The sequence below is a fragment of the Streptomyces sp. NPDC005805 genome (assembly GCF_040630445.1).
Classification (GTDB): Bacteria; Actinomycetota; Actinomycetes; order Streptomycetales; family Streptomycetaceae; genus Streptomyces.
Genome location: NZ_JBEXXN010000059.1, coordinates 1 through 13,790, shown reverse-complemented (window position 1 = coordinate 13,790; position 13,790 = coordinate 1). Strand labels below are relative to the sequence as shown.

The window sequence follows — 13,790 nt, the reverse complement described above, 5'->3', positions numbered from 1 at the left end:
CGTGCCTCAGGCTCCCGTGAGCTCGTCGTAGATCCTCAGCACATGGGCGACGGTGTCGTCCTCGGTCGGCCAGCCGGCCGCCTGGACGCGCCCGGCCGAGGCCAGGTCGGAGCGGCGGTCGGGGTCCGCGAGCAGGCGTTCCACCACGCCGGCGAGGGCGGGGACGTCGCCGTAGGGGACCAACTCGGCCGCCTCGCCGACCAGTTCCGGTACTCCGCCGACGGCGGTCGCCACCAGCGGCACCCCGAGGCGCAGGGCCTCCTGGGCGACGAGGGGGCGGGCCTCCCAGCGGGACGGGAGGAGGGCCACGTCCGCGGCGGCCAGCAGGACGGGTACGTCGTCCCGGTCGCCGAGCAGCCGGACCGGCAGGTCCTCCGCCGCGATCCGCCGCCCGAGCGCGGCCCGCTCGGGCCCCTCGCCGACGACCACGAGCAGCGGCTGGGGGTCGAGCCCGCGCCAGTGGCGTGCCGCGTCCAGCAGCGGGCCGTACCCCTTCCCGCCGGTGAGCGGGGCGACGGTGACCAGCAACGGCCGCTCCACGGCGCCCAGTTCGGCGCGGACCTTGCCGTCCTGGAGGCACACCGGCGCATGGCGCACCGGCACGGTCACGGGGGCGAGGCGGGCGTCCCGGGCGCCCCGGCGGCGGGCCCGGTCGACGAGTTCGGTGCAGGTGCCCAGGACGACGGTCGCGGCGCGGGCCGTCCGTCGCTCCAGCAGCCGCACCAGGCCGCCGCGCGGCCCGTCGACAGGGCGGCGGGCGTGCCAGGTGGTGACGAAGGGGGTGTGCGCGGGCGCGGCCGACAGGGCGAGCGCGGCGCGCACGCCGGCGTACAGGCCGTGCGCGTGCACGAGGTCCGCGCCGATGCAGGCGTTGCGCAGGGCGGCCACCCCGGCGGGGTCGTTGCGCCGGGGTACGGGCACGAAGTGCGCCCCCGCGCCGATGAAGTCGTGTTCGCGGTCGAGTTCGGCGGGGGCGCAGACGGTCACCCGCACCCCTCTGGCCGCCAACCCGGACGCGAGCGACCTGACGTGAGCGCTGCTGCCCGCGCTGCCGCCGCCCAGTACCTGGACCGTACGGAGCTGTGTCACGCGCCCAAGGATGCCAGTCCGTACGCACGTTCCGGCACCGATGAGACGTCCTTCCCGTGTCCCGCGCCCCAACTCGGCTCCGCGTATCACCCACAAGGGTGAAACCACCCGCGTACGGGAACTCCGGGGGCGGACGCCGACCGGCCGCCCCCCGGAGAGCCGGGTCAGCCGTCCGCGCGGGCCGTGGCCAGCAGTTCCTCCGCGTGCGCCCGGGCCGTCTCGGAGTCCTCCTGGCCGGCCAGCATCCGGGACAGCTCGCGCACCCGGTCCTCGCCCTCCAGGACGGTGACCCCGGACCGGGTCACCGAGCCGTCGTTGGTCTTCTCCACCAGCAACTGCCGGTCCGCGAAGGCCGCCACCTGCGGCAGATGGGTCACCACCACGACCTGCGCGGTGCGCGCCAGCTTCGCCAGCCGCCGCCCGATCTCGACCGCCGCCTTGCCGCCGACGCCCGCGTCCACCTCGTCGAAGAGGTACGTCGGCACCGGGTCGGTGCCCGCGAAGACGACCTCCACGGCGAGCATCACCCGGGACAGCTCACCGCCGGAGGCGCCCTTGGCGATCGGCCGGGGCGGGGCCCCGGGGTGGGGCGCGAGCAGGAGTTCCACCTCGTCGGCGCCGTGCGGCCCGCAGGTCACGTTCCGGCCGCCGACCTCGACGCCCGCGCCCTCGTCGGCCGTCTCGGTCTGCCGGATCGCGAAGGACACCCGCGCGTGCGGCATCGCCAGGGAGGCCAGCTCCTCGGTGACCGCCCCGGCGAACCGGGCGGCGGCCTCGGTCCGCGCGTCGGTCAACGCCTGGGCCAGACCGGAGAGTTCGGTGCGCAGGGTGTCCCGCTCGGCGGTCAGTTCGCCGATCCGGTCGTCGTCCCCGTCCAGCTCGCCGAGCCGGGCGGTGCCGTCCTCCGCCCAGGCGAGGACCGCGGCGACGTCCTCGCCGTACTTGCGGGTGAGCTGGGTGAGCGCGGCGCGGCGCTCCTCGACGGCGGCCAGCCGCAGCGGGTCGGCGTCCAGGTCGTCCGCGTATCCGGCGAGTTCGCCCGCCACGTCGCCGAGGAGGATGGAGATCTCGCCCATCCGGTCGGCGAGGGCCGCGAGGGCCGGGTCGTGGGCGCGGACCGCCTCCAGGGCGCGGCCGGCGCCGGCGACCAGGGTGGTCGCGTCGACGCCCTCCGGGTCCTCCGGGTTGCCGGCGAGGGCCGCGTGGGCGAGGGCGGCGGCGGAGGCCAGGGCCTCCGCGTGGCCGAGCCGTTCCGCCTCGGCGGCCAGCTCCACGTCCTCGCCCGCGCGCGGCTCCACGGCGGCGATCTCGTCCAGCCCGAAGCGCAGCAGATCCGCCTCCTGGGCGCGTTCCCGCGCCCGGGTGGTCAGCTCATCCAGTTCGGCGGCGACGGCCCGCAGACGCCGGTACGCGCTCGTGTACGCGGCGAGCGGCCGGGTGACGGCCTCCCCCGCGTACCGGTCCAGGGCCTCGCGCTGCCGGGCGGGCCGCAGCAGGCCCTGCTGGTCGGTCTGCCCGTGCACCGCCACGAGTTCGTCGGACAGTTCGGACAGCATGCCGACGGGCACGGACCGGCCGCCGAGGTGGGCGCGGGAGCGCCCCTCGGCGGACACCGTCCGGCTGATCAGCAGCGAGCCCTCGTCCAGCTCGGCCCCGGCCTCCTCGGCGCGCAGCGCGGCCGGGCCGCCCGCGGGCACCCGCACCCGCCCCTCGACGACCGCGGCCTTGGCGCCGATCCGCACCAGCGCCGGGTCCGCGCGCCCGCCGAGCAGCAGCCCGAGGCTCGTGACGACCATCGTCTTGCCCGCGCCCGTCTCGCCGGTCACCGCGGTGAATCCCGGTGACAGCTCGACGACCGCGTCGTCGATGACTCCGAGCGACCGTATCCGCATCTCCTCAAGCACGCCCATGACCATACGAGGTTTCCCGGGCGGAACGCGACGGACCCCGGCCCTCCGTTCACTCTCCCGAGCGCACCGGGCCCCCGTCGGCCGCTCACGGGAGCGGTCGCGGGGTCCGTCCGCGCGGGGTGCTCAGTGCGGCGCGCCGCGCCAACCCGACACCGGGAGCGCGAACTTGGCGACCAGCCGGTCCGTGAAGGAGGCGTGGTGCAGCCTGGCGAGGCGGACCGGGACCGCGCCGCGCCGGACGACGACCCGCGCTCCCGACGGCAGCTCCACCGTCCGCCGCCCGTCGCACCAGAGCACGCCGTGCGGGGTGTGCGGCTGCACCTCCACCGCCAGGGTGGACGTCGGGGAGGTCACCAGCGGCTTGGCGAACAGCGCGTGGGCGCTGATCGGCACCATCAGCAGCGCCTCCACCTCGGGCCACACCACGGGCCCGCCGGCGGAGAAGGCGTACGCGGTCGAGCCGGTCGGGGTGGCGCAGACGATGCCGTCGCAGCCGAAGCCGGTCACCGGGCGGCCGTCGATCTCCAGGACGACCTCCAGGATCCGCTCGGGCGAGACCTTCTGGACGGCGGCCTCGTTGAGGGCCCAGTCCCGGTGCACGATGTCGCCGTTGCTGTGCACGACCACGTCGAGGGTCATCCGCTCCTCGACCTCGTAGGCGCGGCTGACGACCCGGTCGACGACCTTGTCCAGGTCGTCCCGCTCCGCCTCGGCGAGGAAGCCGACGCGCCCCAGGTTCACCCCGAGCATCGGCACCCCGGAGGCGCGGGAGAACTCGGCGCCGCGCAGCAGGGTGCCGTCGCCGCCGAGGACGATGAGCAGTTCGCAGCCGTCGAGCACCTTCGGGGTGGCGTCGGGGACGGTCTCCACACTGCCGGGGAGCGGCAGGTCGGCCGCCTCCGCCTCCAGTACCCGCACGCCCAGCCCGCTGCGGAGCAGGCCCTGCACGACCAGCTCGGCGCTGCGGATCGCGGCCGGCCGGCCGGTGTGCGCGAGCAGGAAGACCGTGCGTTCCGGTGCGCGTTCCGGTGTCGTTGCTGCTTCTGTCGTGGTCAACGAGGTCCCTCCGCCACTGCGCGGTCGACGTCCGCCGGATCGAGTTCGGGCGCCCCGGCCCGAAGCCACAGAAAGTACTCGACGTTGCCGGACGGCCCGGGCAGCGGACTGGCGGTCACACCGCGCACTCCGAGTCCCAGTTCCGCCGCCCGGGCGGCCACGCCTCGCACGGCCTCGGCGCGCAGCTCGGGGCTGCGCACGACGCCTCCGCTGCCGAGGCGGTCCTTGCCGACCTCGAACTGCGGCTTGACCATCAGGACGAGGTCGGCGCCGGGGGCTGTGCAGCCGACGAGGGCGGGCAGGACGAGGCCGAGCGGGATGAAGGACAGATCGCCCACCACCAGGTCCACCGGCACTCCGTCGATCGCGTCCGTCGTCAGTTCACGCACGTTGGTACGGTCCTTGACCGTCACGCGTTCATCGCTCTGCAGCGACCAGGCGAGCTGGCCGTAGCCGACGTCCACGGCGACCACGTGGGCGGCGCCCGCGCGCAGCAGCACGTCGGTGAAGCCGCCGGTGGACGCGCCCGCGTCCAGCGCCCGGCGCCCCTCCACGGCGAGGCCGAGCGGGGTGAAGGCGGCCAGGGCGCCGGCGAGCTTGTGGCCGCCGCGGGAGACGTAGTCGGGGTCGCTGTCGTCGCCGGCGACGACGATCGCGGCGCTCGTCTCGACCTGGGTGGCGGACTTGGCCGCGGTGTTGCCCCCGACGGTGACCCGGCCCGCGGAGATCAGCTGGGCGGCGTGCTCGCGCGAGCGCGCGAGTTTCCGGCGTACCAGCTCGGCGTCGAGACGGCGTCGGGCGACTCCTGCCACGGTCGGTTCAGCTCCTGTGGTCGTGCTGGCGGTGGTCCTGCCGGTGGTGCGGCAGACCGGACGGGCGGCCCGGCGGGCCGGGCTGCGGGGACTGCGGGCCGGACGGCGCGTCGAGCGCGGTCAGCGCGTCGCGCAGCCCCCGGTGGACATCCTCGTACACCTCGGTGTGGCCGTCGGCGGCGAGGTGGTCGGCGTCGGCCAGCCGGTCCAGCAGGGCGTCCACGCCGGCGTTCCCGGTGGGGGTGCGGGGGACGCCGAGGGGGGCGGGGGCGGCGGGCTCGGTCGCGGGGACGACCGGCGGCGCGTCCGGTCCGGCGGCGGCCGGGGCGGGCGCGGCGGGACCGCCGTCGGACGCGGTGCCGGGGCCCGGGTCCGCGGCCGGTCCGGTGGGCCCGGGAACAGGCCCGCGCGGGGGGCCGGGGACGGGCCCGGGAACAGGCCCGGGGACGGGGCCGGATGTCGCGTCGGTCATGCCCAGACGCTACCGCGAAGCCCTGCGGTACCGTCGATCACGATGGCCACCACGCAGGAGTGCCGCGACGCACTCGACAGACTCTCGGACAATCTGGCGAAGGCGGACGACGGCGTACGCGGCGCGACCGCGCTGGACCGCTCCCTGAGCTGCCATGTCACCGACCTGGACACCACCTTCACCGGCCGGCTGCGGAACGGCCGGATCGAGGTGTCCGGCCGGCACGAGGGCCCGCCGCGCGAGAAGGCGCAGATCCGGCTGGCGATGAGCGGCGACGACCTGGTGGCCCTGGTCGACGGGGAGCTGAACTTCGCCAAGGCGTGGGCCTCCGGCCGGGTCCGCCTGGAGGCGGGCGTCCGCGATCTGCTGCGGCTGCGCTCCCTGCTGTAACCGCCCGCCCCTCCCGCGCCCGTCCGCGCCCGGCAGGCGGCCCGGCGCGGCCCCGCGCCCGGCTCAGAGAACCTTCGCCGCCCCGCGCTTCCGGGCGAACGGCACCACCAGCGGGGTGCCCGACTCCGGGTCCGCGATGACCTGGCTCTTCACCTGGAAGACCTGCTCGACCAGCTCCGCCGTGACCACCTCGCCGGGCGCGCCCTCCGCGACCACCCGGCCGTCGCGGAGCGCGATGAGGTGGGTGGCGTAGCGGGCCGCCTGGTTGAGGTCGTGGAGGACGGCGACCAGGGTCCGGCCCTGCGCCTCGTGCAGTTCGGCACAGAGGTCGAGGACCTCCAGCTGGTGCTGGATGTCGAGGAAGGTCGTCGGCTCGTCCAGCAGCAGCAGCGGCGTCTGCTGCGCGAGGGCCATCGCGATCCACACGCGCTGGCGCTGGCCGCCGGAGAGCTCGTCCACATAGCGGTCGCCGAGCTGCTCGACGCCCGTCGCCGCCATCGACTCCTGCACGATCCGCTCGTCCTCGGGCGACCACTGGCGCAGCAGCCCCTGGTGCGGGTACCGGCCGCGGGCCACCAGGTCGGCGACGGTGATCCCGTCCGGGGCGATGGACGACTGGGGCAGCAGCCCGAGGGTCCGCGCGACCTTCTTCGCGGGCTGGGAGTGGATCGACTGCCCGTCCAGCAGCACCCGCCCCTGCGACGGCTTGAGCATCCGCGAGAGGGCCCGCAGCAGGGTGGACTTGCCGCAGGCGTTGGGGCCGACGATCACGGTGAAGGAGTTGTCCGGTATCTCCACCGACAGGTTCTCGGCGATGACCCGCTGGTCGTACGCGAGGGTGACCTCTTCCGCGGTGAGGCGCTGCATGCTGGTCGTACTCCTGGGGTGCCGGGGGTTCTGCGCGGGGGACGGGGCGGGCGGGGTGTTCGGCGGGGTCACAGCCGTCCCGCCTTGCGTTCGGTGACGAGCAGCCAGAGCAGATAGACGCCGCCGAGGACACCGGTGACCACGCCGACCGGGAGCTGCCGGTCCGCGAAGACGTTGGTGGCGATCCAGTCGGCGACCAGCAGCAGCGCGGCGCCCATCACCGCGGCGGCGGCCAGGTTGGGGCCGGGCGCCCGGGTGAGCCGGCGGGCGAGCTGGGGCGCGCTGAGGGCGACGAAGGCGATGGGCCCGGCCGCGGCGGTGGCGACCGCGATGAACAGCACGCCCGAGCCCATCAGCACGATCCGGGTGCGCTCCACCGGCACGCCCAGCGCGTACGCGGCGTCGTCGCCCATCTCCAGCATCCGCAGCGGACGCCCGTGGGCCAGCGTCACCGGCCCGAGGACCGCGCCCAGCACGACCAGCGGCCAGACCTGGGCCCAGTCGCGGCCGTCGAGGGAGCCGGTCATCCACAGCGTGGCCCGGGTCGCGTCGACCAGATCGGCCTTGGTGATCAGATAGTGGATGACGGCCGTGAGCATGGCCGCGATACCGATGCCGACGAGGACGAGCCGGAATCCGTGCACCCCCCGCTTCCACGCCAGCAGATAGACGAGGGTGCCGGTCAGCAGACCGCCGGCCACCGCGCCGCCGGAGACGGCGAGGGAGTTGCCGCCGAAGAGGACGATCACGATGAGCGCGCCGACGCAGGCGCCCTGGCCGAAACCGATCACGTCCGGGCTCCCCAGCGGATTGCGGGAGAGCGACTGGAAGATCGCGCCGCTCAGCGCGAGGGAGGCGCCGACGAGTGCGGCGACCAGCACCCGAGGCAGCCGCAGGTCCTGGACGATGAACTCCTGGGCGGCGGTCCCGTCGCCGAGCAGGGTCGCCACGACCTCGCCGAAGGACATCGGGAAGTCGCCGCTGCCGATCAGCAGCACGGCGGCGGCCGCCGCGGCGACGGCGAGCAGCAGCACGGCCAGCGCGGCCCGCGCGTCCATGCGCAGCGAGAACCCGCCCGGCGCGCGCAGCGCCTTCACCGTCCGGGTGGAACTCCCGGTCGCGGCGGGGGACTTCGGGGCCGGCGTCTCGCGGTCTGGCGTCTTCAGGGCCGTCACAGCTGGGCCATCCTCTTGCGGCGGACGAGGTGGATGAAGACCGGCCCGCCGACGAGTGCGGTGACGATGCCGACCTGGAGTTCGGAGGGCCGGGTGATCACGCGGCCGATGACGTCCGCGCCGAGCAGCAGCACCGGGGCGAGGACCACCGCGTACGGCAGGATCCAGCGCATGTCCGGGCCGGTGATCGCGCGGACCACGTGCGGGATCATCAGCCCGACGAAGATGATCGGCCCGCAGGCCGCCGTCGCCGCCCCGCACAGCAGGGTCACGGCGAGCATCGACAGGACGCGGGTGCGGTTCAGGTGCGCGCCCAGCGCCCGGGCGGTGTCGTCGCCCATCTCCATCGCGTTCAGCGGCCGCGCCAGCAGCAGCGCGAGGAACAGACCGGTGCCGATGAACGGCAGGATCTTCACGACGGTGTCCATGTCGGCCGAGGCCAGGGAGCCCACGGTCCAGAACCGCAGCCGCTCCAGCGCCGCCGAGTCCAGCAGCTGCACCGCGTTGATGTAGCCGTACAGGGCGGCCGTCGCGGCGGTACCGGCCAGCGCGAGACGGACCGGGGTGGCGCTGCGGCTGCCGCCGAGGACGTAGACGGCGGCGGACACGGCCGCCGCACCGGCGAACGCGAACCAGATGTAGCCGGTGAGGGAGGTGACGCCGAGGAAGCTGATCGCGGAGACGACGGCGGCCGCGGCCCCCGCGTTCACCCCCAGCAGGCCCGGCTCGGCGAGCGGGTTGCGGGTGAGGGCCTGCATCACCGCGCCGGACAGGCCGAGGGCCGCGCCGACCACCAGCCCGAGCAGGGTGCGCGGTACCCGGACGTCCCGGATGATCACGTCGTTGCCCGTCCCCGTGTTGTGGAACAGACCGTCCCACACCTCGGAGACCGGGACCGACTTCGCGCCGACGGCGATACTCGCGACGCAGATCAGTACCAGGACGACGACGGACAGCACGAGCCCGGCGGCCCGCAGGGCGTGCCGCTTCGCCGTGGCGGACGCGGCGGGCGGCACCGCGTTCTCTTTGGGGGGACTCTCGACCAGCACGCGGTTAGGTTAGCCTAGCCTGCCCACCTGCGGAATTCAGGGTTCCCCGCTCTCCCCCGGGGCCGGTAGCCCTCCCCCTCGGGGGGGCGCCTTGCGGCCGGTAGCCCTCCCCCGGAGGCCGGGACCGCCGCTCAGAGACCCAGCCGGGCCAGCGCCTTCCCCGCATCGAGACCGCAGGCGCCGTCCCCGGCACGCGTCCAGGCCGCCCCGCACAGCGCGCGCAGACCGTCCAGCGGCCCGCCGTCCCCGTCCAGCACCAGCGCGTCCCCCTGCGCCGAGGCGCTCCAGCCGCCGCAGCGGAACACCCCGTCGGCGACGGTCACCTCGGGCTGCGGGGTCAGCAGCCCGCGCAGGTCGGCGTCGACATAGGTGGGCCGGTGGCGCGGCTCGGCGGCCAGCAGCCGCGCCGCGTCCGTCACCCCGGTGAGCACCAGCAGGGAGTCCACTCCCCCGTTGAACGCGCCCTCGATGTCCGTGTCCAGCCGGTCGCCGACGACCAGCGGACGCTCGGCGCCGGTGCGCAGGATCGTCTCGCGGTGCAGCGGCGGCAGCGGCTTCCCCGCGACCTGCGGCTCGGCCCCGGTCGCGATGCGCACCACCTCCACGGCCGCCCCGTTGCCCGGCGCGATACCGCGCGCCCCGGGGATCGTCAGGTCCGTGTTGGAGGCGTACCAGGGCACCCCGCGCGCGACGGCGTAGCACGCCTCGGCGAAACGGCCCCAGGCCAGATCGGGACCGCCGTACCCCTGCACCACGGCCGCCGGGTCGTCCTCCGCCGACTCCACCGGCTCCAGACCGCGTTCACGCAGCGCCACCCGCAGCCCCTCACCGCCGATCACCAGGATCCGCGACCCGGCGGGCACCTGCTCGGCGATCAGCCGGGCCACCGCCTGCGCCGAGGTGATCACGTCGTCCGCGCCGGTGGGGATGCCCAGTTCGGTCAGATGACCGGCCACGGCGTCCGGGGTGCGCAGGGCGTTGTTGGTCACATAGGCGAGGTGCATGCCCTGGGCGCGGGCCGCCTCCAGGGACACCACCGCGTGCGCGATCGCCGCGCCGCCCGCGTACACCACTCCGTCGAGGTCCAGCAGGGCGGTGTCGTACGCCTGGTGCAGCGCGGTGGCGCTGCCGGCCGGCCGGTGGATGCCCTGCTGACTCATCGGTGAACCGCTCCTTCGTCCGCTGCCGGGCCCCTGGCCGGGACCGCTCCCCCGATCATCCCGCATCGCCCGCCCCGCATACGATGCCCTGATGAACAACGAAGGTCCTGCGGCCAACGGTGGCCTGCACCTCTTCCCGTTCCGCGGACTGCGCTACGTCCCCGAGCGGGTGGGCAGCCTTGCCGCGGTGACCTCGCCCCCGTACGACGTCGTCGTCCGGCCGGACGGACTGCACCACCTGGAGTCGGCCGACCCGCACAACATCGTCCGGCTCATCCTGCCGCAGGCCGGCTCCGCCGCGGAACGCAACCGTCAGGCGGCCGAGACCCTGGCCCGCTGGGTCGCCGAGGGCGTCCTCGCCGCCGACCCCGAACCCGCCCTGTACGTGTACGAGCAGCGCAGGGGCGAACTGCTCCAGCGGGGCATCATCGGGGCGCTCGCCCTCTCCGAACCATCCGAGGGCGTCGTCCTGCCGCACGAGGACGTGATGGCGGACGTGGTCGCCGACCGGGCCGCCCTGATGCGCAGCACCGCCGCCAACCTGGAGCCCCTGCTCCTCACCTACCGCGGCGACGAGGGCCGTTCGGCCGCGGCGGCGGCGATCGACGCGGCCACGGAGCGGCCCCCGCTGCTCGCCACCACCACGGAGGACGGCTTCGAGCACCGCCTCTGGGCGGTCACCGACCCGGACGGCATCGCCCGCGTCCAGCAGGAACTCAGCAGCCATCAGGCCCTGATCGCCGACGGCCACCACCGCTGGGCGACCTACCTCCGCCTGCGCGCGGAGCACACCGACGGCGACCCGGGCCCCTGGAACCTGGGCCTGGTCCTCCTCATCGACACCGTCCGCCACCCGCTCCAGGTCCGGGCCATCCACCGGGTCCTGCACCGCCTCCCGGTGCCCGCCGCCCTCGGCGCCCTGGCCGGCTCCTGGCGCGTCCGCACCCTCGACGAAGACACACCCCTGCCCGACGCCCTCACCGTCCTCGGGGACGCGGCGGCCGACGGGAACGCCTTCCTGCTCACGGGCGACGGCCGCTTCCACCTGGTGGACCGGCCCGACCCGCGCCTCCTCGCCCGCACCGTGCCCTCGGGGCCGCCGGACGCCTGGCGCTCCCTGGACGCGACGGTCCTGCACGCGACCCTGCTGGACCAGGTGTGGCGCATCCCGGACGGCCCGGCGGACATCGCGTACATCCACGACGCCCCCTCGGCCGTGGCCAAGGCGGAACGCGGCGGCGGCACGGCGGTGCTGATGCACCCGGTCCGTGAGGAGGTCGTCCGCGACCTGGCCCGGGCGGGGGTCACGATGCCGCGCAAGTCCACGTCGTTCGGGCCGAAGCCGGCGACGGGGCTGGTGCTGCGGAGTCTTGCGCTGGACTGAGGTACGGCCCGGGGCGGGGCGGGCGTACATACACGAAGGGCGGGACCCCGGTGCCGGGGTCCCGCCCTTGTGTGTGTGCCGGTCTGCGTGTGCCGGTCGGTGCTACTCGGCGGCCTTGCGGTCCGCGTCGGGCTCCTGCTCCGCGTCGGGCTCCTCGGCGGGGGCCTGTTCGACGGCGGGCTGCTCGACGGGGCTCGACGGGGCGGGAGCCGTGGGCTCGGCCGCGTCCTCGTCCTCGTCCTCGTTCTCCGCCGCGTGGTCGTGCTCGTCGTCCATCACGTCCACGAACTCGACGCCGTCCATCTCGGCGAGCCGGTCGGACGCGTCGGTCGTGCCGTCCTTGTCCGCCTCCAGCGCCTTGGCGAACCACTCACGCGCCTCGTCCTCACGGCCCGCGGCGAGCAGGGCGTCGGCGTAGGCGTACCGCAGGCGGGCCGTCCAGGGCTGCACGGAGTTCGAGGCCAGCTCGGGGCTCTGCAGGGTGACGATCGCGGCGTCGAGCTGGTCCATGTCCCGGCGCGCACCGGCGGCGACGAGCCGCATCTCGACCTGGCCCGCCTTGTCCAGCTTCTGCACCTCGGGCTCACCGGCCATCGCCAGCGCCTTCTCCGGACGGCCGAGACCGCGCTCGCAGTCGGCCATCACGGGCCACAGCTCGACGCTCCCGGTCATCCGCCGCGCGGCCCGGAACTCGGCCAGCGCCTCGGAGTACTTCTGCGTGGCGTACGCGGCGAAGCCGGCGGCCTCGCGCACGGCGGCGACGCGGGACGCGAGCCGGAGGGCGACGCGGGAGTACTCGTACGCCCGCTCGGGGTCCTCGTCGATCAGGTTGGCGACCATGACGAGGTTCCGCGCGACGTCCTCCGCGAGGCCCTTGGGCAGGCTCTGGAGCTCCTGGCGCACGTCCTTGTCGATCTCGTCGCCGGTGACGTCGTCCGGGATCGGCAGCCGCTTGACGGGCTCCCGGTCGGGACGGTCCCGCCGGTCGTCCCGCCGGTCGTCACGGCGGTCGTCGCGCCGGCCGTACCCACCGCCGCCCTGGCGGTCGTCCCGGCCACGGCCGCGGTACCCGCCACGGTCGTCGTCACGACGAGGGCCACGGTCGCGGTCGTCGCGGCGCCCGTAACCCCCGCCGGAGGGGCGGTCGTCACGGCGGGGGCCGCGGTCGCGGTCATCGCGCCGGTCGCGGTCACGGTCCCGGTCGCGGTCGTCACGGCGGAAGCCGCCACCGGAGGGGCGGTCGTCGCGCCGGCCGAAGCCGCCACGGTCATCGCGGTCACGGGGGCCGCGGTAACCGCCCCGGTCGTCCTCGCGACGCGGGCCACGGTCACGGTCGTCACGCCGGTCGCGGTCCCGGTCGCGGTCGTCACGGCGGAAGCCGCCGCCCGACGGGCGCTCGTCGCGCCGGCCACCGTAGCCACCCCGGTCGTCGTCCCGCCGGGGGGCAGGACGGTACCCGCCACGGTCGTCCTCGCGGCGCGGGGCGCGGTAGCCACCGCGGTCGTCCTCGCGGCGCGGGCCGCGGAAGCCGCCGCGGTCGTCGTCACGACGCGGGCCACGATCGCGGTCGTCACGCCGGTCACGGTCGTCACGGCCGTAGCCACCGCCGGACGGGCGGTCGTCACGCCGGCCGCCGTAGCCGCCACCGGGGCGTCCGCCTCGGTCGTCCCGGCGGAAGCCGCCACCGGCGGGACGGTCGTCACGACGGCCGAAGCCGCCACGGTCGTCACGCTGCGGCCGGTCGTCACGGTCACGCGAACCCCGGTAGCCGCCGCGGTCGTCGTCACGGCGTCCATAGCCACCGCCACCGGGGCGACCACCACGGTCGTCCTCGCGGCGCGGGCCACGGTAGCCGCCCCGGTCGTCGTCACGACGCGGACCACGGTCACGGTCATCGCGCCGGTCCCGGTCACGGTCGCGGTCGTCACGGCGGAAGCCGCCACCGGAGGGGCGGTCGTCGCGCCGGCCGCCGTAGCCACCACGGTCGTCGCGCTGCGGCCGGTCGTCACGGTCCCGGTCGCGGGGACCGCGGTACCCACCACGGTCGTCCTCGCGACGCGGACCACGGAAACCGCCACGGTCTCCGTCGCGGCGAGGACCACGGTCGCGGTCGTCACGACCGCCGCGGAAGCCGCCCCTGTCACCACCGTCCCTGCGTCGCGGTTCGCGATCCGGGCGGTCGTCGGGTGAGTTGGCGGTCATCGGTGTGACTCCTGTCTTGGGGGTACCACAAGTCATTCTCGCGCAGCCGACGATCGGTCGCGCTCCGGTGCATGAAAAACAAAAAGGACCCGTGGTCCAGCGTGAACGCTGGACCACGGGTCCCTGAAAGATTGTTCGGCGGTGTCCTACTCTCCCACAGGGTCCCCCCTGCAGTACCATCGGCGCTGAAAGGCTTAGCTTCCGGGTTCGGAATGTAACCGGGC

Annotated in this window: 13 protein-coding genes and 1 rRNA gene; 2 read left to right on the top strand and 12 right to left on the bottom strand. The window is 75.2% G+C overall.

Going from position 1 to position 13,790, the window contains the following annotated elements; translation table 11 throughout:
- Positions 1-6 precede the first annotated feature (6 nt).
- The 5 genes from ABZ457_RS25600 to ABZ457_RS25580 form a co-directional block, all read right to left on the bottom strand.
- Positions 7-1,089, bottom strand: a complete 1,083-nt coding sequence (locus ABZ457_RS25600; RefSeq protein WP_359161553.1) for a glycosyltransferase family 4 protein — start codon at positions 1,087-1,089, stop codon at positions 7-9.
- A 164-nt stretch (positions 1,090-1,253) separates the two neighbouring features.
- Positions 1,254-2,999, bottom strand: a complete 1,746-nt coding sequence (recN, locus tag ABZ457_RS25595; protein ID WP_359161550.1) for a DNA repair protein RecN — start codon at positions 2,997-2,999, stop codon at positions 1,254-1,256.
- Positions 3,000-3,122: 123 nt separating this feature from the next.
- Positions 3,123-4,055: an NAD kinase gene (locus tag ABZ457_RS25590; protein WP_359161547.1), complete on the bottom strand. Its 933-nt coding sequence runs from the start codon at positions 4,053-4,055 to the stop codon at positions 3,123-3,125.
- Complete coding sequence (locus ABZ457_RS25585) at positions 4,052-4,867, bottom strand: TlyA family RNA methyltransferase (protein WP_359161544.1); 816 nt, start codon at positions 4,865-4,867, stop codon at positions 4,052-4,054. Before ABZ457_RS25585 ends, ABZ457_RS25590 begins: the two co-directional genes overlap by 4 nt.
- Before the next feature lie 7 nt (positions 4,868-4,874).
- Positions 4,875-5,339, bottom strand: a complete 465-nt coding sequence (locus ABZ457_RS25580; RefSeq protein WP_359161541.1) for a hypothetical protein — start codon at positions 5,337-5,339, stop codon at positions 4,875-4,877.
- Positions 5,340-5,381: 42 nt separating this feature from the next.
- Between ABZ457_RS25580 and ABZ457_RS25575 the strand changes: the two genes are divergently transcribed.
- Positions 5,382-5,729: an alkyl sulfatase C-terminal domain-containing protein gene (locus tag ABZ457_RS25575; RefSeq protein ID WP_359161537.1), complete on the top strand. Its 348-nt coding sequence runs from the start codon at positions 5,382-5,384 to the stop codon at positions 5,727-5,729.
- 63 nt (positions 5,730-5,792) lie between these two features.
- On the opposite strand, the gene ABZ457_RS25570 is transcribed toward ABZ457_RS25575, so the two are convergent.
- The 4 genes from ABZ457_RS25570 to ABZ457_RS25555 form a co-directional block, all read right to left on the bottom strand.
- Positions 5,793-6,596 carry an ABC transporter ATP-binding protein gene (locus ABZ457_RS25570; RefSeq protein ID WP_359161534.1) on the bottom strand — a complete coding sequence of 268 codons (804 nt, stop codon included), beginning with the start codon at positions 6,594-6,596 and terminating at the stop codon, positions 5,793-5,795.
- Between the two features lie 68 nt (positions 6,597-6,664).
- Positions 6,665-7,654: an iron chelate uptake ABC transporter family permease subunit gene (locus ABZ457_RS25565; RefSeq protein ID WP_359161633.1), complete on the bottom strand. Its 990-nt coding sequence runs from the start codon at positions 7,652-7,654 to the stop codon at positions 6,665-6,667.
- Positions 7,655-7,767: 113 nt separating this feature from the next.
- Positions 7,768-8,727: an iron chelate uptake ABC transporter family permease subunit gene (locus ABZ457_RS25560; protein ID WP_359161630.1), complete on the bottom strand. Its 960-nt coding sequence runs from the start codon at positions 8,725-8,727 to the stop codon at positions 7,768-7,770.
- Between the two features lie 224 nt (positions 8,728-8,951).
- Positions 8,952-9,980: an HAD-IIA family hydrolase gene (locus ABZ457_RS25555; RefSeq protein WP_359161531.1), complete on the bottom strand. Its 1,029-nt coding sequence runs from the start codon at positions 9,978-9,980 to the stop codon at positions 8,952-8,954.
- Between the two features lie 91 nt (positions 9,981-10,071).
- Between ABZ457_RS25555 and ABZ457_RS25550 the strand changes: the two genes are divergently transcribed.
- Positions 10,072-11,364 carry a DUF1015 domain-containing protein gene (locus ABZ457_RS25550; protein ID WP_359161528.1) on the top strand — a complete coding sequence of 431 codons (1,293 nt, stop codon included), beginning with the start codon at positions 10,072-10,074 and terminating at the stop codon, positions 11,362-11,364.
- A gap of 102 nt (positions 11,365-11,466) precedes the next feature.
- On the opposite strand, the gene ABZ457_RS25545 is transcribed toward ABZ457_RS25550, so the two are convergent.
- The 3 genes from ABZ457_RS25545 to rrf form a co-directional block, all read right to left on the bottom strand.
- Complete coding sequence (locus tag ABZ457_RS25545) at positions 11,467-12,267, bottom strand: hypothetical protein (protein WP_359161525.1); 801 nt, start codon at positions 12,265-12,267, stop codon at positions 11,467-11,469.
- On the bottom strand, positions 12,189-13,481 hold the full coding sequence (locus tag ABZ457_RS25540) for a hypothetical protein (protein WP_359161522.1): 1,293 nt from the start codon (positions 13,479-13,481) through the stop codon (positions 12,189-12,191). Before ABZ457_RS25540 ends, ABZ457_RS25545 begins: the two co-directional genes overlap by 79 nt.
- A 218-nt stretch (positions 13,482-13,699) precedes the next feature.
- A 5S ribosomal RNA gene (rrf, locus tag ABZ457_RS25535) occupies positions 13,700-13,790 on the bottom strand; the annotation flags it as partial.